At 65.4% G+C, this 20,622-nt stretch carries 19 protein-coding genes; 7 read left to right on the forward strand and 12 right to left on the reverse strand.

Going from position 1 to position 20,622, the window contains the following annotated elements:
• Both AC07O0_RS19560 and AC07O0_RS19565 read right to left on the reverse strand, forming a co-directional pair.
• Positions 1 to 4,223: beta strand repeat-containing protein (locus tag AC07O0_RS19560; protein ID WP_494625347.1), on the reverse strand; the 4,223-nt coding region annotated here is incomplete at its 3' end.
• A gap of 268 nt (positions 4,224 to 4,491) precedes the next feature.
• A complete protein-coding gene (locus AC07O0_RS19565; RefSeq protein WP_494625348.1) occupies positions 4,492 to 4,698 on the reverse strand; it encodes a hypothetical protein in 207 nt (68 codons plus the stop codon).
• Between the two features lie 222 nt (positions 4,699 to 4,920).
• Between AC07O0_RS19565 and AC07O0_RS19570 the strand changes: the two genes are divergently transcribed.
• The 7 genes from AC07O0_RS19570 to AC07O0_RS19600 all read left to right on the forward strand — a co-directional run bounded on the left by AC07O0_RS19570 (position 4,921) and on the right by AC07O0_RS19600 (position 10,785).
• Entirely contained in the window at positions 4,921 to 5,280 is a 360-nt protein-coding gene (locus tag AC07O0_RS19570) for a c-type cytochrome (protein WP_494625460.1), read from the forward strand.
• 436 nt (positions 5,281 to 5,716) lie between these two features.
• Positions 5,717 to 6,532: a cytochrome c oxidase subunit II gene (locus AC07O0_RS19575; RefSeq protein ID WP_494625349.1), complete on the forward strand. Its 816-nt coding sequence runs from the start codon at positions 5,717 to 5,719 to the stop codon at positions 6,530 to 6,532.
• A 63-nt stretch (positions 6,533 to 6,595) separates the two neighbouring features.
• Positions 6,596 to 8,356, forward strand: a complete 1,761-nt coding sequence (locus AC07O0_RS19580) for a cbb3-type cytochrome c oxidase subunit I (protein ID WP_494625350.1) — start codon at positions 6,596 to 6,598, stop codon at positions 8,354 to 8,356.
• Positions 8,357 to 8,368: 12 nt separating this feature from the next.
• Entirely contained in the window at positions 8,369 to 9,091 is a 723-nt protein-coding gene (locus tag AC07O0_RS19585) for a cytochrome c oxidase subunit 3 (RefSeq protein ID WP_494625351.1), read from the forward strand.
• 24 nt (positions 9,092 to 9,115) lie between these two features.
• Positions 9,116 to 9,838, forward strand: coding sequence for a heme-copper oxidase subunit III family protein (locus AC07O0_RS19590; RefSeq protein WP_494625352.1), 723 nt, complete (start codon positions 9,116 to 9,118; stop codon positions 9,836 to 9,838).
• 7 nt (positions 9,839 to 9,845) lie between these two features.
• A complete protein-coding gene (locus AC07O0_RS19595; RefSeq protein ID WP_494625353.1) occupies positions 9,846 to 10,184 on the forward strand; it encodes a cytochrome C oxidase subunit IV family protein in 339 nt (112 codons plus the stop codon).
• A gap of 40 nt (positions 10,185 to 10,224) precedes the next feature.
• Complete coding sequence (locus AC07O0_RS19600; RefSeq protein ID WP_494625354.1) at positions 10,225 to 10,785, forward strand: PRC-barrel domain-containing protein; 561 nt, start codon at positions 10,225 to 10,227, stop codon at positions 10,783 to 10,785.
• Positions 10,786 to 10,839: 54 nt separating this feature from the next.
• Here the strand turns inward: AC07O0_RS19600 and AC07O0_RS19605 are convergent, their stop codons facing one another.
• The 10 genes from AC07O0_RS19605 to AC07O0_RS19650 form a co-directional block, all read right to left on the reverse strand.
• On the reverse strand, positions 10,840 to 11,769 hold the full coding sequence (locus tag AC07O0_RS19605; protein WP_494625355.1) for an aspartate dehydrogenase: 930 nt from the start codon (positions 11,767 to 11,769) through the stop codon (positions 10,840 to 10,842).
• Positions 11,658 to 12,776, reverse strand: a complete 1,119-nt coding sequence (locus AC07O0_RS19610; protein WP_494625356.1) for an alpha/beta hydrolase — start codon at positions 12,774 to 12,776, stop codon at positions 11,658 to 11,660. Before AC07O0_RS19610 ends, AC07O0_RS19605 begins: the two co-directional genes overlap by 112 nt.
• Positions 12,763 to 13,464, reverse strand: coding sequence for an ABC transporter ATP-binding protein (locus AC07O0_RS19615; RefSeq protein WP_494625357.1), 702 nt, complete (start codon positions 13,462 to 13,464; stop codon positions 12,763 to 12,765). The genes AC07O0_RS19610 and AC07O0_RS19615 overlap by 14 nt, the downstream gene beginning before the upstream one ends.
• Entirely contained in the window at positions 13,464 to 14,216 is a 753-nt protein-coding gene (locus tag AC07O0_RS19620) for an ABC transporter ATP-binding protein (RefSeq protein WP_494625358.1), read from the reverse strand. The genes AC07O0_RS19615 and AC07O0_RS19620 overlap by 1 nt, the downstream gene beginning before the upstream one ends.
• Positions 14,213 to 15,175, reverse strand: a complete 963-nt coding sequence (locus tag AC07O0_RS19625; RefSeq protein WP_494625461.1) for a branched-chain amino acid ABC transporter permease — start codon at positions 15,173 to 15,175, stop codon at positions 14,213 to 14,215. Before AC07O0_RS19625 ends, AC07O0_RS19620 begins: the two co-directional genes overlap by 4 nt.
• 52 nt (positions 15,176 to 15,227) lie before the next feature.
• Positions 15,228 to 16,142, reverse strand: a complete 915-nt coding sequence (locus tag AC07O0_RS19630) for a branched-chain amino acid ABC transporter permease (RefSeq protein WP_494625359.1) — start codon at positions 16,140 to 16,142, stop codon at positions 15,228 to 15,230.
• Between the two features lie 76 nt (positions 16,143 to 16,218).
• Positions 16,219 to 17,391 carry an ABC transporter substrate-binding protein gene (locus AC07O0_RS19635; protein WP_494625360.1) on the reverse strand — a complete coding sequence of 391 codons (1,173 nt, stop codon included), beginning with the start codon at positions 17,389 to 17,391 and terminating at the stop codon, positions 16,219 to 16,221.
• A 120-nt stretch (positions 17,392 to 17,511) separates the two neighbouring features.
• Entirely contained in the window at positions 17,512 to 18,063 is a 552-nt protein-coding gene (locus AC07O0_RS19640; protein WP_454026863.1) for a 3-hydroxyanthranilate 3,4-dioxygenase, read from the reverse strand.
• A 32-nt stretch (positions 18,064 to 18,095) separates the two neighbouring features.
• Positions 18,096 to 19,076, reverse strand: a complete 981-nt coding sequence (locus tag AC07O0_RS19645) for a dihydrodipicolinate synthase family protein (protein WP_494625361.1) — start codon at positions 19,074 to 19,076, stop codon at positions 18,096 to 18,098.
• A 26-nt stretch (positions 19,077 to 19,102) separates the two neighbouring features.
• Positions 19,103 to 20,536 carry an NAD-dependent succinate-semialdehyde dehydrogenase gene (locus AC07O0_RS19650; protein WP_494625362.1) on the reverse strand — a complete coding sequence of 478 codons (1,434 nt, stop codon included), beginning with the start codon at positions 20,534 to 20,536 and terminating at the stop codon, positions 19,103 to 19,105.
• Positions 20,537 to 20,622 lie beyond the last annotated feature (86 nt).

The following is a 20,622-nucleotide window of genomic DNA, read 5'->3' on the forward strand; positions in this document are numbered from 1 at the left end:
GCTCCGCCCTGGATCAGGTCGTCACCCGCCCCGCCGCGCAGGATGTTCGCTCCCGCATCGCCGATCAGCGTGTCGTTGAACGACGAACCGAGAACATTCTCCACCCCTGATAGAAGGTCGCCTTGCGCATCCCCGCCGACATTGACGTTCGTGGCGAGGTTCACGGTCACGGCAGCGCTACTATTGGCATAGGAGGCCGTGTCGCTCCCGGCATTGCCGTTGAGGACGTCCGCGCCGGCCGCACCTTGCAGCGTGTCATCGCCATCGCCGCCCGACAGGGTGTTGGCGCCTGCGTTGCCCGTCAGCGTGTCGGCGAAGGCCGAACCGATGACGTTCTCGATCGATGTGAGCGTATCGCCCTGGGCATGTCCGCCCGTCTGCGCGGTGACAGCGAGGTTCACCGTGACGCCGGCGTCGCTCGAGACATAGCTTGCCGTATCGGTGCCGTTGCCGCCGTCGATCGCGTCGGCGCCGGTGCGGCCTTCGATGGTGTTGGCATTGGCGTCGCCGCGCAGATTGTCGGCGAAGTCCGAGCCGATCAGGTTCTCGATCGAGACGAGCGTGTCGCCCTGGGCGTCGCCGCCGGTATGGACGCCGGTGAGCAGGTTCACGGTCACGGCCGCCGCGCTCGTCGCATAGCTCGCCGTGTCGGAGCCGCCGGCGCCGTCGATCACGTCGGCCCCAGCGGCGCCGGTCAGGACGTTGTCCGCGCCATTGCCGACGAGGCTGTCGACGAAGGCCGTCCCGATCAGGTTCTCGATCGAGACGAGCGTGTCGCCCTGGGCATCGCCGCCCGAGCCGCTGCCGGTGGCGAGGTTGACCGCCACCGCCGCGGCAGAGGCCGAGTAGTCGGCCGTATCCGAGCCGGAGCCGCCGTTCAGCGTGTCGGCACCGCCGAGGCCGATCAGCCGGTCATTGCCGGTTCCGCCGGTGATGACGTTGTTGGCGCTGTTGCCGGTGCCGGTGAAGTTGCCGGTGCCGGTATAGCTCAGGTTCTCGAGCGCTGCCGCGAGCGTATAGGATGCGAGGCTGGTACGGACCTCGTCGACGCCTTCGCCAGCCGCTTCGACGATGACGTCGGCGCCGCTGTCGACGATGTAGACATCGTCGCCTTCGCCGCCGGTCAGGCTGTCGTCGCCTGTCCCGCCATCGAGCCGGTCATTGCCGGCTCCACCGATCAGAACGTCGTCGCCACCGCCGCCAGCCAGGACGTTGTTCTGGCTGTCGCCGGTCAGGCTGTCGTTGAAGTTCGAACCGGTGAGGTTCTCGATGCTGATCAGCGTGTCGCCCTGGGCATCGCCGCCGGTGTTGACGCCGGTCGCGAGATTGACGGTGACAGCCGCGGCGCTCGTCGCATAGCTCGCCGTGTCCGAGCCGCCGGCGCCATCGATCACATCGGCCCCGCCACCGCCGGTCAGCGTATCATTGCCGGCTCCGCCGATGATGGTGTTGTCGAGCGCGTTGCCGGTGCCGGTAAAGTTGCCGCTACCGGTATAAGTCAGGTTCTCGATGTTCGCGGCCAAGGTATAGGTGGCGGCGTTTGCACGGACCTCGTCGGTGCCTTCGCCCGCCAGCTCCGTCACGGCGTCCGAACTGTTGTCGACAAAATAGAGATCGTCGCCGGCACCGCCGACGAGCGTGTCGGCCCCGGCTCCGCCGTCGAGCGTGTCGTTGCCGGCGCCTCCCGTCAGGACGTTCGCCGAGCCATTGCCGCGCAGCGTATCGTCGAAGGCGCTGCCGGTGACATTCTCGATCGCGGTCAGCGTGTCGCCCTGGGCATCACCGCCGGTGTTGAGATTGGTCGCAAGGTCGACCGAGACGCCGGCGGCGCTTGCGGCATAGCTCGCCGTATCGGTGTTGGCGCCGCCATCGAGCGTATCGGCGCCCGCCCCGCCAATCAGCACATCGTTGCCGCCGCCGCCGCTCAGCACATTGGCGGCGCCATCGCCAGTGAGCGTATCGGCGAAGTTCGAGCCGGTGACGTTCTCGATGCCGATCAGCGTGTCGCCGGCAGCGTGGCCGCCAGTGTTGGTGCCGGTCGCCAGGTTGACGGTCACGGCCTGGGTGCTGGTCGCATAGCTCGCCGTGTCGGAACCGGAACCGCCGTCGAGCGTATCGGCGCCTGCTCCCCCGCTCAGCGTATCGTTGCCCGAGCCGCCGATGATCGTGTTGGCGCCGGCATTGCCCGTGCCGGTGAAATTGCCGCTGCCGGTATAGGTCAGGTTCTCGACATTGGCCGACAGCGTGTAGGTCGCCAGATTGGTGCGGACCTCATCCGTGCCTTCGTTCGCGAGCTCCGTCACGGCGTCGGAGGCGTCGTCGACGATATAGAAGTCATTGCCGGCGCCGCCGATCAGCGTGTCGGCCCCAGCGCCGCCATCGAGCGTATCGTTGCCGGCACCACCCGTCAGGACGTTCGCGCCGGCATCACCGGTCAAGCTGTCATCAAAGGCCGAACCGGTGACGTTCTCGATGCTGATCAGCGTGTCGCCCTGCGCATCGCCGCCGGTGTTGACGCCGGTCGCGAGATTGACCGTGACGGCCGAGGCACTGGTCGCATAGCTCGCCGTGTCGCTGCCACCGCGGCCGTCGAGCGTGTCCGCCCCGGCGCCCCCGCTCAGCGTATCGTTGCCCGAGCCGCCGATGATGGTGTTGGCGCCGGCGTTGCCGGTGCCGGTGAAGTTGGCCGTCCCGGTATAAGTGAGGTTCTCGACATTGGCCGCCAGCGTATAGGTCGTCAGATTGGTGCGGACCTCGTCCGTGCCTTCGTTCGCGAGCTCCGTCACGACGTCTGCGGCATTGTCGACGGTATAGAGGTCATTGCCGGCTCCGCCGATTAACGTATCGGCCCCGGCGCCGCCATCGAGCGTATCGTTGCCCGATCCACCGATGATCGTGTTGGCGCCGGCGTTGCCTGTGCCGGTGAAATTGCTGCCGCCGGTATAGGCCAAGTTCTCGACATTTGTGCCGAGAGTGTAGGCGCTCAGGCTGGTGCGGACCTCATCCGTGCCTTCGTTCGCGAGCTCCGTCACGACGTCGGAGGCGTCGTCGACGATATAGAGGTCATTGCCGGCGCCGCCGATCAGCGTGTCGGCCCCGGCGCCGCCATCGAGCGTATCGTTGCCGGCACCACCCGTCAGGACGTTCGCGCCGGCATCACCGGTCAGGCTGTCGTCAAAGGCGGAGCCGGTGACGTTCTCGATGCTGATCAGCGTGTCGCCCTGCGCATCGCCGCCTGTGTTGACGCCCGTCGCGAGGTTGACGGAGACTGCAGCCGCACTGGCCGCATAGCTCGCGGTGTCGCTCCCACCGCGGCCGTCGAGCGTGTCGGCCCCTGCCCCACCGGTGAGGATATCGTCGCCGCTGCCACCGACGATGACGTTGTTGGCACTGTTGCCAGTGCCGGTGAAGTTGGCCGTCCCGGTATAAGTGAGGTTCTCGACGTTCGCGCCAAGGGTGTAGGCGCTCAGGCTGGTGCGAACCTCGTCCGTGCCTTCACCCGTCGCCTCAACGACGACATCCGACGCGCTGTCGACTACATAGACATCATCGCCCGTGCCGCCGATCAGCGTGTCATCGCCGGCCCCGCCATCCAACGTGTCAGCACCAGCACCACCTGCCAGCACGTTCGCGCCGGCAGCCCCGGTCAGACTGTCGTCGAAGGCAGAGCCGGTGACGTTCTCGATGCTGATCAGCGTGTCGCCCTGCGCATCGCCGCCGGTGTTGACGCCCGTCGCCAGATTGACCGTGACGGCAGCGGCGCTCGTCGCATAGCTCGCCGTATCGGCCCCGTCGCGACCATCGAGCGTGTCGGCTCCAGCGCCGCCGATCAACGTATCGTCGCCGCTGCCGCCAACAATGACGTTGGCAGCGGCATTGCCGGTGCCGGTGAAGTTGCTGCTGCCAGTATAGGTCAGGTTCTCGACGTTTGCGCCCAGGGTGTAGGCGCTCAGGCTGGTGCGAACCTCGTCAGTGCCTTCATCCGCCGCCTCGACCACCGCATCGGCAACACTGTCGACCACGTAGACATCATTGCCCGCGCCGCCGATCAACGTGTCGTCGCCAGCACCGCCATCGAGCAGATCGGCGCCATCATCGCCCGAGAGTACGTTGGCCTGCGCATCGCCGAAGATCTGGTCATCGCCACCCAGCCCCGAAACATCAACGAACTCTTCATCAGCAAAAAGAACATCCGCCTGCTCCGTGCCGTATTTCGTAGCCATAGCGCCAGCCCCTCCACAAGGCCTCAATAGATCTACAGTAGCTGTGACGATTTTCTGACAAAGACGCCCAATTTATACTCTTATCTATTGAATATAATAATCATTTTAGAGAAATTACAGTCGAAATATCGCGTAAGTTGTAGGGCACGGTAGTAGTTCTGCCGATAATAGCAATATGCAAACAAAGCATGATTGGCATGCGCCAGAGGCGAGCCAACTGGGCTCCGTGCGGCCAGCACGCTTTCCATCCGCAAACGCCGTCGACCGCTTAACGCGGCACGGCTGCTTGCTCCGAAAGCTGCAGATAAAAGCCCTCGAGTGCGGACCGCTCCACGTCCAGCCAAACCGCCGGTCCGGTCGAGCGATCGAGGCGCTCCGCGCGAGGCCCGCCCGCCTGGATAATGACGAGCGCTTCGAAGAATTTGGCGGGCTCGTCATCAGCCTTGTCGCGATCGAGAATATCGCGACCAATCACCAGCCGGACCGCAGGCTCCAGCGAATCCCCGATCTGCAGCCGCCGCCAGGACCGCGCGCAAATCGCGCGGGGTCTGGCAGCCCTCGAATTGGAGGGAGGCCGGCAATAGTGTAAGCGTATTGTGAAAGGCTGTGCGGCTCGGCCGCGGTCACGCGGATGGGGTCGCCTTCCGAGTTCGAAGGAGAACCTTCGATGCTGCGTTTGACCTTGTCGGCCTTGTTGATGCTTGCGGCCCTACCCGATCCAGCCAAAGCGGTTGGCGATCCCGCCGCGGGTGAGAAGGTTTTCCTGAAATGCCGCGCCTGCCACCAGGTCGGGGAGACGGCCAAGAATGCCGTCGGACCGAGACTGAACGGCCTTCTCGGCCGGCCGGCGGGATCGATCGAGGGCTACAGCTACTCGCCCGCCAACAAGAATTCCGGCATCACCTGGGATGAGCCTACCTTCCGGGATTACATCAAGGCGCCGCAGGCCAAGATCCCGAGCACCAAGATGGTGTTTCCGGGTCTCAAGTCGGAGCAGGAAATCGACGACATCCTCGCCTTCCTCAAGCAATTTGACGCCGATGGAAAGAAGAAATAGCCGGATCGGCGCTTGAATGCAGCCGTAGCTGCGTCGGGCTGCGATGTGGGTTCGATTGACAACCACCGCGAGCAGGACGACAACATAAGGTGACTATGGGCTGGAGGCTTGAGTGTCCTGCAGCCCGGCTGAGAGTTTGTGCGTCAGACGTGACGCGTGGTCGTCCAGGCGAACCAAAGGTTCGGCGATGGCGAACAGGAAGCAAAACTTGCAGCCCGACGGCGCGCTCGGCCGAGCCCGCGCCCAGCGGCAGCCTTGTGCCGCCTCCGATCTGGTTGACCTCGATCGTTTTAAGCAATGGGCCCGTTTCGTTTCGGGCCCCAACCCCATTTTCATATCGAAAGTGAGCTCGTCTACGTAGCGCCGTGGCGCGTTACCTGCGCCGCGGCATTGCCTGGTTCCTGTTCATGCCGCCCTCGGCAAGGATGAAAGAGGAATGGGTATCGCGGTCGTCCTGGCTCTGGTCGTGATCGGATCGGTGGTGTTCCACTTCCTGAGCCCGTGGTGGTGGACGCCGATCGCCTCCAACTGGGGCTATATCGACGACACCATCATCATCACGTTCTGGATCACTGGCGTCGTCTTCGCTGCCGTCGTCCTGTTCATGGCCTATTGCGTCCTCCGCTTCCGCCATCGCGAGGGCAATCGCGCGGCCTACGAGCCCGAGAACAAGCGGCTCGAATGGTGGCTCGCGGTCGGCACCGGCGTCGGCGTCGCCGCCATGCTCGCGCCCGGCCTCGTCGTCTGGCACCAGTTCGTCACGGTTCCGAAGGACGCCACCACGGTCGAGGTCGTCGCCCAGCAATGGCAATGGGCCTACCGGCTACCGGGCGCCGATGGCAGGCTTGGCGCCTCCGACGTCGCCCACATCACTCCTGAGAACCCGCTGGGCGTCGATCCCAAGGATCCGCACGGGCAGGACGACGTCGTCATTCAGGGCGACAACCTCCATCTCCAGCTCGGCAAGCCGGTCAGGATGCTGCTGCGCGCGGTCGATGTCCTGCACAATTTCTATGTGCCGGAGTTCCGCGCCAAGATGGACATGATCCCCGGTAGCGTCACCTATTACTGGTTCACGCCAACACGGGCCGGCACCTTCGACGTGCTGTGCGCCGAGCTCTGCGGCACCGGCCACACTTTCATGCGCGGCAATGTCGTGGTCGAGCCGGAGGGCAACTACCAGGCCTGGCTGCAGCAGCAGAAAACCTTCGCCCAGCTTCAGGCACCCGCCAGGGCGGAGGCGAGGAACTAGGGATTGATACAGGATCAAGCCCCGGAACAGGGGCTACGTCCGAGAGGAGTGGGAGATGCTCCGATGGCCGACGTGACGCATGACGCAGCCGGGCCGCTGTCGGCGCCCGAGGTCGACGATGTCGAACTCTACCACCCGCATAGCTGGATCACGAAATACGTCTTCTCGCAGGACGCCAAGGTCATCGCCATCCAGTATTCCATCGTGGCGCTGGCAATCGGGTTGGTCGCCCTGGTCCTGTCCTGGCTGATGCGGCTGCAGCTCGGTTTCCCGGGGACATTCTCGTTCATCGACCCCGATCGCTACTACCAGTTCATCACCATGCACGGCATGATCATGGTGATCTATCTGCTGACCGCGCTGTTTCTCGGCGGCTTCGGCAACTACCTGATCCCACTGATGCTCGGCGCCCGGGACATGGTGTTCCCCTATGTGAACATGCTGAGCTTCTGGATCTATTTCCTCGCCGTGCTGGTGCTCGTCGCCGGCTTCTTCCTGCCGGGCGGGCCGACGGGAGCGGGCTGGACGCTCTACCCGCCGCAGGCAATCCTCGCCAACACGCCCGGCCAGCAATGGGGCATCCTCGTGATGCTCGTCTCGCTGATCCTCTTCATCATCGGCTTCACCATGGGCGGGCTGAACTACGTGGTCACCGTGCTGCAGGGACGGGCCCGGGGCATGACGCTGATGCGCATGCCGCTGACGATCTGGGGCATCTTCACGGCCACCGTCATGGCGCTGCTCGCCTTCCCGGCACTCTTCGTCGGCGCCGTGATGATGCTGCTCGACCGGCTGATCGGCACGAGCTTCTTCATGCCGGCCATCGTCGCGATGGGAGAGCGGCTGGCCCACAAGGGCGGCAGCCCGATCCTGTTCCAGCACCTGTTCTGGTTCTTCGGCCACCCCGAGGTCTACATCGTCGCGCTGCCGGCCTTCGGCATCGTCTCCGACCTGATCAGCACCCATGCGCGCAAGAACATCTTCGGCTACCGGATGATGGTGTGGGCGCTGGTGGCGATCGGCGCGCTCAGCTTCGTGGTCTGGGCGCACCACATGTATGTCAGCGGCATGCACCCCGCCTTCGGGTTCTTCTTCGCCACGACGACGCTGATCATCGCGATCCCCACCGCCATCAAGGTCTATAACTGGGTGCTGACGCTCTGGCGCGGCGACATCCATTTGACCGTGCCGATGCTGTTCGCACTCGGCTTCATCGTCACCTTCGTGAATGGCGGGCTCACCGGCCTGTTCCTCGGCAATGTCGTCGTCGACGTGCCGCTCTCCGACACGATGTTCGTCGTCGCCCATTTCCACATGGTGATGGGCGTCGCGCCGATCCTCGTGATCTTTGGGGCGATCTACCATTGGTATCCGAAGGTCACCGGGCGGATGCTCGGCGACGTGCTCGGGAAGCTGCATTTCTGGGTCACCTTCCTCGGGGCCTACCTGATCTTCTTCCCGATGCACTATATCGGGCTGATGGGCGTGCCTCGCCGCTATCACGAGATCAGCGGGATGGCCTTCGTCCCGCCCTCGGCGGCGACGCTGAACGAGTTCATCACGGTCGTCGCCCTGATCGTCGGCGCCGCCCAGCTCGTCTTCCTGTTCAACCTCATCTGGAGCGTCAGGCACGGAAGGCCGGCCGGCGGCAACCCCTGGCGCGCGACCACGCTGGAATGGCAGACGCCGCAGACGCCGCCGGCGCATGGCAACTGGGGCAAGACCCTGCCGGTGGTCTATCGCTGGGCCTATGACTACAGCGTGCCCGGCGCCGCGGAGGATTTCCTGCCGCAGAACCAGCCGCCGACCCCGCGGACCGCGTGACGAGGTGCCGCCATGGTCGTGGTCGTCGTCTTCATGGTCCTGATGGCAGTCCTCGCCGGCTGGTGGCTGTCGCGCCAGGGTCTGGCCGACAAGCCTTGGCTCGAGGCCGGGGTGGGCGTCGAGGCTGGCGGTGCGGAGCTGCCGCCTTCCCCAACGGCGAAGGTCGGCCTCGGCGCCTTCCTCGCCGTGGCCGGCTCGCTGTTCTCGCTTCTGGTCAGCGCCTATTCGATGCGGATGGACATGGCGGATTGGCGCGCGCTGCCGATGCCGACGGTCCTGTGGTTCAGTACGGGCCTGCTGATCCTCGCCAGCATCGCCCTGCACATGGCGGTGATCGCCGCGCGCTGCGACGAACTCGGCCACGTCCGCTCCAGCATCCTTGCAGCAGGCGTGTGTTCGCTCGCCTTCCTCACAACCCAGCTGCTGGCATGGCGCGAGCTTGCCGCCTCCGGCTATTTCACCGCTGCCAATCCCGCCAGCGCCTTCTTCTATCTGATCACCGCAGTGCATGGCCTGCACATGCTGGGCGGGCTCGTGGCGCTTTGCCGAACCAGCGTCAGAGCGTTCGCCTTATCGGCGGCGAGTCCTCCGCGGGCGGCTGGCGAGCTCACGCTCAGCGTCGAGCTCTGCGCGCTCTACTGGCACTTCCTGCTGCTCGTCTGGCTCATCCTGTTCAGCCTGCTCATGCGCTGGACGGATGATCTCATCGCGATCTGCCGGGGATTGCTGACTTAGAAGGCTCCAAACGAGGTCGGAACGATGAATGAGATCGCGCCGAACACCCTGAACCCCAAGATCGGTCGCGCGCCCGGTTGGCAAGGGATCGTGGCGGATTGGTCGTCCGATCAGCGGGCCTTCAAGAATGTGTCCTGGGGGAAGGCCATGATGTGGATCTTCCTGCTCAGCGACACCTTCATCTTCGGCACCTTCCTCATCTCCTACATGACGGTCAGGATGTCGACGACGGTGCCTTGGCCTAATCCGAGCGAGGTTTTCGCGCTCGAGATCGCCGGCCACCACCTGCCGCTCATCCTGATCGCCATCATGACCTTCGTCCTGATCAGCAGCAGCGGCACGATGGCGATGGCGGTCAATTTCGGTTATCGCCGCGACCGCAAGAAGACCGCGATCCTGATGCTGCTGACGGCAGTGCTCGGCGCGACCTTCGTCGGCATGCAGGCGTTCGAATGGTCGAAGCTGATCTCAGAAGGCGTCCGCCCCTGGGGCAATCCCTGGGGCGCAGAGCAGTTCGGCTCCAGCTTCTTCATGATCACGGGCTTCCACGGCACCCATGTCACGATCGGCGTGATCTTCCTGATCATCATCGCCCGCAAGGTCTGGCGTGGCGATTTCGACGATGGGCGACGCGGCTTCTTCACGAGCCGCAAGGGACATTACGAGATCGTCGAGATCACAGGGCTCTACTGGCACTTCGTCGATCTCGTCTGGGTCTTCATCTTCGCGCTGTTCTATCTCTGGTGAGGTCGCCATGGCACAGCCCATAGCTCATACCGAGGCCCAGCAGCATCATCCGATCAGGCTCTATCTCGTGGTCTGGTGCTGGCTCTTCGTCCTCAGCCTGTGCTCCTACCTGGTCGATTATTTCCACCTCACCGGCTATTTGCGCTGGTCGCTGATCCTGATTTTCATGGCGCTCAAGGCCGGGCTGATCGTCGCCGTCTTCATGCACATGGCCTGGGAGCGATTGGCCCTGACCTACGCGATCCTGGTCCCGCCGCTGGCTTTGCTGGTCTTCGTCGGAATCATGGTCTTCGAGTCGGAATACACGCTGTTCACCCGGGTGGCCTATTTCGTGGCCGGTCCATAACGGGCGCTCTGGAGGCTCAATCCGGTAGAGGGAGACGCTCATGAGAACCTATTACTTGTTCCAAGCGGTGAACTCCCCCGACCTGCGCGGCTTCGCCGATGAACCTGCCGGTGCCAGTCTGCCCGCGGATCTTGGGCCGTGGAGGCTGGCGCGACAAATCCGACCGAATGAGGAATGGACCCTGGCCGTCAGCAGGGCGGTCGTGGCGGCCGGCCTCATCGAGAACGGCTTTTATCTCTGGGGTCCCGCCGAGCGACCGGCACCGCACCTGACCATCGAAAGCGATCGCGTCGAAGGGACCGCCGTGTTCGACAGCAAGAACGATCAGATCGGCACCATCAAGCGGCTGTTGATCGAGAAGGTCAGTGGCCGTGTTTCCTTCGTCGACGTGACGTTTGGAGGATTTCTCGGCATTGGCAGCCACCACGTGACGATCCCCTGGGAAAAGCTCACCTACGACAAGGAGCTCGAGGGCTATCGCACCGACATCACCGAGGCCCAGGTCCGAGGAGCTGCGATCCTGTATGGGGATAAGGGCGCTTTGCCAGACCAGAAACGCCAGCAGGACATGAGTGACTACTGGAACGACGCCCCCAGGTGACCGATCTGAACCGGCTCCGAGGCCCCTTCCAATGCACGAGCTAACGTGGCTGGATCACTGAGCGAGCGGACTGATCCTGTTTCTGATCGTCCTGACGAGGCTCAACGCCGCCATCTCCGATGATTTCGGATTGCCGGCGAGGGGCTTGTTCTCGATCACGATAGTCAGGCGGCCGAAGGCACCGCGAGCGCTCAGGCGATGACAGTTCGTTGCGATGCCGGGATCGGCGACGAGCTCGATACGGGTCCGATCCAGCCCGACGCCGGCGAGCGCCGTGATCACGGCGACATTGGCATTTTGCGGAAAGCGAACGGCTGCCTCACGCGCCGAGCCGGTGAAGAAAGTGACCGGTGCGAGGAGCTCGTCAAGCGCCACCATTTCTTCGGCCGGCGTGCCACGCCAGGCCGCAGGCGGCTTGACGATGCTGTGCACGATCTCGTCGAGTGGCAGCGCCGATGCTGCCGCAATGGCATCGATCCCGCCGAGAGCACCCGGCGGCAGGATGAGCTGGCTGCCGTGGACCTCTGCCGTCGCCAGCAACCCTTTGAGCAATGTGGCATCAGTGAGCGCGCTGGCCGATGCAATAGCGAAGGCCGGCGCGGAGCGCAGGGCAGCCTCGCCCCAGATTGCGACTGCATCCCGGCCAGCGGCTTCCACCACGAGATCGGGCTCCAAGCCGGCAAGCTGTGCCGGATCGGTGATGAGGACCGCGCCGGTGGGAATATCCGGGGCTCGCGCGCTTGAGCGGGCTCCGATGGCGACGATCGCAATATCGCCAGCACTCGGCGAGCTCGACAGCAGCGCGGCGACACGCCGGCTGATCGCACCCCAGCCAATCAAGGCAATCCGGAGCGGCTTGCACTGGCGACTGGTCATTGGTGTGCGGCCGTTTGCAGCGCCAGATCGAGCAGCACGCCGCCGTTCAGCCCGTCTAGCATGCTGAAATGATGCCCGGGGCAGATCAGTGGCTCGGGTATGCGCCAAGTCTCGGCCAGCGCGAGCGATTGGGCCTTGAACGCCTCGCTCTCACCTTCGCCGACCGCCAAAGCGAGGTTCTGCACGCGCGGCCGCGGCTGGGAGAGCGGGCTCAGCCGCATCGCGCGGGCGGGATCAGCAAGGCCGAGCAGGCGGCCGATCGGCAGATGCCCGAGCGGCTCGAGATGATAGAGCCCGGAGAGCAGCAGGGCGGAACCAACCGGCGGACAGCCTGGCGAGGCCAGCGCCATGGCGGCGAGATGCGCGCCAGCGGAGTGGCCGGACAGATGCAGCTGCGAGGCGTCGAGACCGAGTGCATCGGCCTCGCGGACGAGGAAATTCAGTGCCGCGACGGTCTGGGCGATGCTCGCTTCGAGCGGGGTGTCGGGCGCCAGCCCGTAATTCGGCTGAGCGACCGCGAAACCGGCGTCGAGCATCCCTTGCGCGAACTGCGCATGCTGGACCTTGTCGGAGGCCTGCCAGTAGCCGCCGTGGATGAAGACGAAGATCGGCGCGCGCCGCACTCCGGCCGGACGATAGAGATCGAGCGTCTCGAAGCGGCCGGGGCCATAAGCGAGATCGAGCCCGGCATGGCCGGCGCGGAAGGCGGCGCCATCCCTGCTCCATTGCCGGAACAGCGCGGTCATGTCGGCTTGCAGGCGCGGGCTGTACTGCCGGCCGAGCTCGCGCAGCGTATAGCCTTCGACCTCGATATCCGGCAGCGGCTGTGGCGGAGCAAAGCGGGCGCGTATCGTGAAGCCGGGTTCCGTTCCGGGCCGCAGCCGGATCGGCGGCTGGAAGCCGGCGAAGACCTCGCGATAGGCCAGTTCGACCGTATGGCGCGCGAGATGGAAGGCGGCGGGGTCGGCGCTCTCCCAGTCCATGCCAGTGAGGTGATGCGGGCCACAGCCGGCCGCGACCAAACCGGAGAGGATCTCGCTCAGCGTGTCGCGCAAGGCCTCGACAGGGTCACTCGCGAGGCTGCGCGCGACGATCTCGTTTTCAGACGCCGACATAGCGATGCACCAGTTCCGCATTGGCCGCGAGATCGGTGCTGGAGCCCGACCAGACCGTGCGTCCCTTCTCGATGATGTAATGCCGGTCGGCGAGGCGCTTGAGCACGGCGATGTTCTTGTCGATCAGCAGGATCGACTGCCCCTGCGCCTTCAGCGCCTCGATGCAGCGCCAGATCTCGGCGCGGATCACCGGCGCCAGCCCCTCGGTCGCCTCGTCGAGGATGAGGAGCTTGGGATTGGTCATCAGCGCCCGGCCGACCGCGAGCATCTGCTGCTCGCCGCCCGAGAGCGTGCGGGCCGACTGGCCGGCGCGCTCCTCAAGGCGTGGAAACAGGGCGTAGACACGGCTCAGCGTCCAAGGCGAGGAACGCCCGAGCCGGTTGGCGGCGGTGGCGACGAGGTTCTCGCGCACGGTCAGCGTCGGGAAGACCTGTCGCCCCTCCGGCACCAGGCCGATGCCGCAGCGGGCGATCGCCTCCGGCGTACTGCCCTTGAGCTTGCGGCCGTCGAAGCTGATCTCGCCGCCCTTGGGCGCGAGCAACCCCATCAACGAGCGCACCGTCGTGGTCTTGCCCATGCCGTTGCGCCCCAGCAGGGTTACGACCTCGCCCTCGCCGATCTCAAGGCCGACATCGAACAGCACCTGACTCGCGCCATACGCCGATTGTAGGTTGCGCACGCTCAGCATCAGGCGTCCCCCTCGCCGAGATAGGCGGTGCGCACGTCGGCGTTGTCGCGGATCTCCTGCGCCGTTCCCGTCGCGATGATCCGGCCATAGACCAGCACCGAGATCCGGTCGGCGAGCGCGAAGACGGCGTCCATGTCGTGCTCGACCAGCAGCATGGTGACGCGTCCCTTCAGCCCGGAGAGCATCGCGACCATCTGCTCGCTCTCGGCATGCCCCAGGCCCGCCATCGGCTCGTCGAGCAGCAGCAAGCGCGGCTCGCAGGCGAGCGCGATGGCAAATTCGAGCTGCTTCTGCTCGCCATGGGAGAGGTCGGCGACCTTGACCTCGGCGCGATGGGCGAGGCCGGCAGCGGTCAGATGCTCGCGGGCGCGCTGGCGCAGGCCCTTGTCGCGGCGGGCATCGGCGAAGAAGCGAAAGCTGTGGCCCTGCCGGGCCTGCACGGCGAGCGCGACATTGTCGAGCATGCTGAAATCGGGCAGCAGCTGGTTGATCTGGAAGGTGCGGGCGAGGCCGCGCTGGACACGCTGCGGCGTGGCGAGTGCATCGATCGCCTCGCCCTCCAGCCTGATCTCGCCGGCATCATGGCTGAGTTCGCCGAAGAGCTGGGTCAGCAGCGTGGTCTTGCCGGCGCCGTTGGGTCCGATCAGAGCGTGGATCTCGCCCTCGACGACATCGAGATCGACATTGTCGGTGGCGATCAGTCCGCCGAAGCGCTTGCGCAGGCCGCGGACGCTGAGGAGCGGCTTCGTCATCGCTCGCTCCTGCCGAGGCCGAGGCGGCTGAACAACCCGTTGAGCCCGCCCTGCGTGAACAGGACGACGAGCAAAAGGATCGGCCCGAGGACGAGCTGCCAATGCTCAGTCCAGGACGTCAGCACCGTCTCGAGGATGACGAGGGCAGCAGCGCCGAAGAGCGGGCCGAGCAGGGTGCCGACCCCGCCGAGGATGACCATGATCATCAGCTCGCCCGACTTGGTCCAGTGCAGCATGTCGGGGCTGACGAAGCGCAGATAATTTGCCATCAGCGCGCCGGCGAGGCCGGTGCCCATGCCGGAGATCACGAAGGCGGCGAGCTTGTAGCGATAGGGCGCGATGCCGATCGCCGCCATGCGCCGCTCGTTCTGGCGGATGCCGGCGAGCACCATGCCGAAGCGCGAGCCGACGATGCGCCAGAGCGCCAGGAAGACCAGCGCCGCAACCGCAAGGCAGATGAAATAGAAGGTGATGTCGTCGCGGGTGTTGAGGCCGAAGAGCTCGTTGCGGCGGCGGATCGTCATGCCGTCATCGCCGCCATAGGCTTTCAGCGAGACGAACAGGAAGAACAGCATCTGCGCGAAGGCGAGCGTGATCATGATGAACTGCACGCCGCTGGTGCGCAGGCACAGCGCGCCGATCAGCAAAGCAAGGAGGCCTCCGACGAGGAGCGCGGCCGGCAGCGTGATCAACAGCTGGCTCGTGCCCGGGATCAGGCCGAGGAAGAGGCTGTCGTCGACGTAATTGCGGTAGAGGATGCCGACGACATAGCCGCCGACGCCGAAGAAGGCGGCGTGCCCGAACGAAACCATGCCACCGAAGCCGAGTGCAAGGTTCAGGCTGGCGGCGGCGATCGCATAGATCAGCACGCGGGTCGCCAGCGGCACCAGGGCCGGCTGGCCGAGCGCCTGGACGAGGAAGGGCAGCGCGATCAGCCCGAGCGCCAGTGCGAGCAGCATCAGCGCGCGGCCGGTACTCGGCGCGGGGGAGCCGGTATGGGTGATGGCGTCCTCAGACATTGGCGGGGAAGAGTCCCTTGGGCCGCACCAGCAGCACCACGGCCATCAGCATGTAGATACCCATCGAGGCGAGGCCGGCGCCGAGCGCATCGGCCTCCGATCCCGTCATGACCTGGCGCAGCAGGCCGGGCAGGAAGGCGCGCAGGACCGTGTCGACGAGGCCGACGAGCAGCGCGCCGAAGAAGGCGCCGCGGATCGAGCCGACGCCGCCGATCACCACCACGACGAAGGTCATGATCAGGATCTGCTCGCCCATGCCGACCTGCACGGCGAGGATCGGCCCGGCCATCAGCCCGGCGAGACCGGCGAGCAGCGCGCCGAGCCCGAAGACGGCGGTGTAGAGCAGGCGGATATCGACGCCGAGCGCCCGGACCATTTCGCGATGGGTGGCGCCGGCCCTGACCAGCATGCCGATACGCGTACAGTTGATCAGAAGATAGAGCCCGAGGGCGACGAGAAGGCCGACCGCGATGATGATCAGCCGATAGACCGGATAGATCAGCCCGGGCAGCAGCTGGACCGAGCCGTTGAGCACGGATGGCACCGAGACGAAGAGCGGCTGGCGTCCGAACAGCAGCGTCACGCTCTGGTTGAAGATCAGGATCAGCGCGAAGGTCGCCAGCACCTGGTCGAGATGGTCGCGGGCATAGAGCCGGCGCAGCACGAAGAGCTCCATCGCCATGCCGACCAAGGCGGCGGCTGCCAGGCCGGCCAGGATGGCAAGGATGACCGAGCCGGTCTGCGCTGCGGCGAAGGCGGCGGCATAGGCGCCGACCATGTAGAGCGAGCCATGGGCGAGGTTGATCACGCCCATGATACCGAAGATCAGCGTCAGTCCGGCGGCGAGCAGGAACAGCATCACGCCGAATTGCAGGCCGTTGAGCAATTGTTCGAGAACGAGCGTCATTTGCTGGTCACGTCCGGCTGGCGACGGGATGGGCTTGAAACGACCCACCCCGTCGATGCGGGAGCTTGTCAGTGGTTCAGAGCTTGCAATCCTTGGCGTAGGCGTCGCTGTGATTGCTCAGCACCTTGCCTGAGGTCTTCAGCACGGGCGTGCCATCGGCGCCCTTCTCGACCTTGAGCGCGTACCAGTCCTGGACCGGATGCTGGTTCGGGCCGAACTTGAAGGCGCCGCGGACCGACTGGAAATCCGCCTTGGCCAGCGCCTTGCGCAGCGCCGGCACATCGGCCTTGCCGCCGGTCGCCTTCAGCGCCGAGGCGATGGCGAGCGCGGTGTCGTAGCCCTGGCTGGCGTAATAGGTCGGCACCCGATTGTAGGCCTTGGTGAAGGCCTCGACGAAGGCCTTGTTCGACGCGTTGTCGAAGTCGGTGTTCCAGTGCGCGGTGACGCTGAGCCCGAGCGCGGCATCGCCGACCGCCTTCAGCGTGGTCGCGTCGAGCGAGGGCTCGGCCAGCACCATCGGGGTTTTGCCGAGCAGGCCGGCCTGCTGGTACTGGCGCAGGAAGGCGATGCCGAGCCCGCCCGGATGGAACTGGAAGACCACGTCCGGATTGGCCGAGCGGATCTGCGCCATCTCCGGCGCGAAATCGGTCTGGTCGAGGCGGGTATAGACCTCGCCGACGACCTCGCCCTTGAACAGGCGCTTGAAGCCGGCGAGCGCATCCTTGCCGGCCTGGTAGTTCGGGGCGAGGATGAAGGCCTTCTTGTAGCCAAGATTGGTGGCGTGCTGACCGGCGCTCTCGTGCAGGCTGTCGTTCTGCCAGGAGACGACGAAATAGTTCTCGTTACACTCCTTGCCGGCAAAATTCGACGGCGCGGCATTGGGGCTGACATAGAGCGCGCCGGCATCGACGATATCGGGCACGGTCGCGCCGGCCACGTTCGAGAAGACGATGCCGGTCATGATCTTGATGCCGTCGGTCTTCAGCATCTTCTCGGCGATCTGCTTGCCCTGGCCGGGCTTCAGCGCATCGTCCTCGACCACGAGCTCGACCGGCGCGCCGCCGAGCTTGCCGCCATTCATGTCGATCGCGAGCTTGAAGGCGTCGCGAATGTCCTGGCCGAGATAACCGCCCGGCCCCGACAAGGTCGTGACCATGCCGATCTTGACCGGCGCCTGCTGGGCCAGCGCCGGCAAGGCGACGGCGGCGGCCAGCATCAATCCCAAGCATACTGATGTGCGGTGCTGCATGGTTCCCCTCCTCCGATCATTTGCGTCGGATTGTCAGAAATTATTTTAAGCTTAAAGCAATTTTGGATCGGCACGCAAGAGCCGCAAAGGCGCCGGGCGAGCCGGCGCCTTCCTCATCGCTCAGAGCGCGACCCAGCCGGCCGGCGGCTTCCGGCCCGGGTGGACTGCGCCGCACTGCTTGCAGGTGCGGGCCTTCTCGTCGGCGAAGAAGGCTTCGTAGAGCGGCGGCAGGTCCTTTACGAGGTCCCCGACCTTGAGCTCGATGCGATGCACCAGACCGTTGCACTCGAAGCAGTACCATTCGAAGCCGTCGACCTGATCGGCATGGCGCGCCGGCTCGACCACGAGCCCGATCGAGCCCTCCTGCGGGCGCTGCGGCGAGTGGCGCACATGCGGCGGCAGCAGGAAGACGTCGCCCTCGCGGATCGTGACGTCGTAATGCTTCCCGTCATCGACCAGCTTCAGCATCATGTCGCCCTTGAGCTGGTAGAAGAACTCCTCCACCGGGTCGTCATGGAAATCGGCGCGCTGGTTCGGCCCGCCGACCACCATCACGGTCATCTGGCCGTCGGAGAACACCTTCTTGTTGCCGACCGGCGGCTTCAGCAGGTGCTCGTTCTCCGCGATCCACTTCTTGAAGTTGAAGGCCTTCAGCCGTCCTTCGGTCGCCATATCCGTCTCTCCCGTCGTTCAAGCCTTAAGTCTCAGCCAGCCTTGGCCAGCGGTGCACCGGCAAGCTTCAGGCCGCAGCTCTCGAAGGCGGCGCGCGTCGCCGCCTTCTCGGCCTCGGTCAGCTCCAGCAGCGGCGCACGCACGCGCCCACCGACCTGCCCGAGCAGTTCCTGCCAGTATTTCTGGTGCGCATGCGGCTTCTCGGCCGGCCGCGTCGTGCGGAGCGCCTCGCGCACCGGGTTCAGGCTGTCACGCACGGCGTGGGCCTTCCCGACCTCGCCGGCGAAGGCGAGATCGGTGTAGTCGCGCATGCGCCGGTCGTTCGCCGTCTGGATCAGATAGGGCGGCGAGGAGCAGAGATAGACCTGCCAGCCGAGCTCGACGATATTGTCGAGCCATTCTTCCTCCGAGGCCGTGCTGACCAGGATGCGGTCGCCAGCGAGCCGGGTCAGCTCGGCATACATGGCGCGCGGCACGCTGTACTTGATCGCGACGACGTTCTCGATATCGGCGAGCCGGTTGCAGAGCTGCGGGCTCATCAGATAGCCGGAGTCCGGGTGGCTCCAGAGCGCGATGCCGATGTCGACCTGCTCGGCGATCGTCCGGTAGTACTCGTAGAGCGTCTCGTCCTGCGCCTTGAAGAAGTGCAGCAGCGGCGCATGCACGACGATGTAGTCGGCGCCGACCTTCTGGGCGTGCCTGGCGAGATCGATGACGACGTCCATGTTCTGGTCGGAGCAGGACATGATCGTCTGGCCGCGGCCAGCCGTGGCCTCGACTGCGAGCTCGAAGCTGCGCTTGCGCTCCTCGACCGACATCGCGAAGAACTCGCCCTGCTTGCCGGCGATGAACAGGCCGTCGATGCCGAGATCCTCGGTCCAGTGCCGGATGTTCTCGCGGAAGCCGTCCTCGTCGATGCCTAGCGACTGAGTGAAGGGCGTCAGCGCCGCCGCCCAGATGCCCTTCATATTGGCGCGGGTATAAGCCTTCGCGTCCTTCCTGGCGTATTTCATGCGTTTGCCTCCCTGTCGCCCGCCGGTCAGATCGCCATGCGGTGCGAGACGGTCTTGATGGTCGTGTAATGCGCCAAACCCTCGGCGCCGCCCTCGCGGCCATAGCCGCTGTCCTTGACGCCGCCGAACGGCACTTCGGCGACCGAGGCCTCCAGTGTGTTGATCGAAACGTTGCCGGCCTCGATCTCGTCGGCAAGGCGATCGGCCCGGCTGGCGGAATGGGTGAAGGCGTAAGCCGCCAGGCCGAAGGGCAGGCCGTTCGCCTTGGCGATCGCGTCGTCCAGCGTCGAAACCGGGTTGATCACCGCCAGCGGCCCAAACGGCTCCTCGCGCATGACCCTGGCATCGTCGGGAACATCGGCGAGCACGGTGACCGGGAAGAAATAGCCGCGATTGCCGATGCGCTCGCCGCCGGCCAGCACCTTGGCGCCCTTGGCGCGGGCATCGGCCACCAATATCTCCATCGCCTCGATGCGGCGATGATTGGCGACCGGGCCCATCTGCGTAGCGGCATCGAGGCCGTTGCCCACCACGACCGAGCGCGCCTTCTCGGCAAAAGTCCTGGCGAAGGCCTCATAGATCGGCTCCTGCACGAAGAAGCGCGTCGGCGAGGTGCAGACCTGGCCGGCATTGCGCGACTTGCGGATCGCCGAGGCCGTAGCCGCCGCGACCGGATCGACGTCGTCGCAGACGATCACCGGGGCATGGCCGCCGAGCTCCATCAGCACCGGCTTCATATGGTCGGCGGCGATCCGGGTCAGATGCTTGCCGACGGCGGTCGAGCCGGTGAAGGCGATCAGCCGCGTCTGCTCCTGCGGGATCAGGTAGGAGGAGATGTCGGCCGGCACGCCGAAGACGAGGTTGAACACGCCGGGCGGCAGACCGGCATCGTGTAAAGCACGAGCGATGTGGAGCGCACCCGCAGGTGTCTCTTCGGCCGCCTTCAGGATGATCGAGCAGCCCGCCGCCAGCGCCCCGGCGATCTTGCGCGCCGGCTGGCTCATCGGAAAGTTCCAGGGCGAGAACGCCGCGACCATGCCGATCGGCTGGTGCATCACGACATATTTGATGCCGGGCTCGCTCGGGATCACCCTTCCATAGGTGCGCTGGCCCTCGGCCGCATCCCATTCGAAGAACTCGCAGCCGCGGATCACCTCGAGCTGCGCCTGGGCGAAGGGCTTGCCGTGCTCGAGCGTGATCGCATGGGCGATCGCGTCGATGCGGGCGCGCATCAGCGCCGCGGCCTTGAGCATGATTTCGCCACGGGCCCGCGGCGATGTCCGGCTCCAGACCTTGAAACCCTCCTTGGCTGCCGCCAGCGCGTCGTCGAGATCGGCACGAGCAGCGACAGGCACGGCGCCGATCACATTCTCATCGGCCGGATTGAGCACCGGCAGACTGTCGGCGGTCTTGCGCCAAGCGCCGCCGATATAGAGCTGCAGATCGGGATAGGCGGTCATGAAAAGCCTCGAACGGAGCGGCCAGCGGCGCGATGTCGAGGCATGATGGCCTTGGCCATGACCATATGGAATTCAGCTTATTTGTC

It is taken from the genome of Allobosea sp. GW821-FHT10B12, assembly GCF_059415545.1.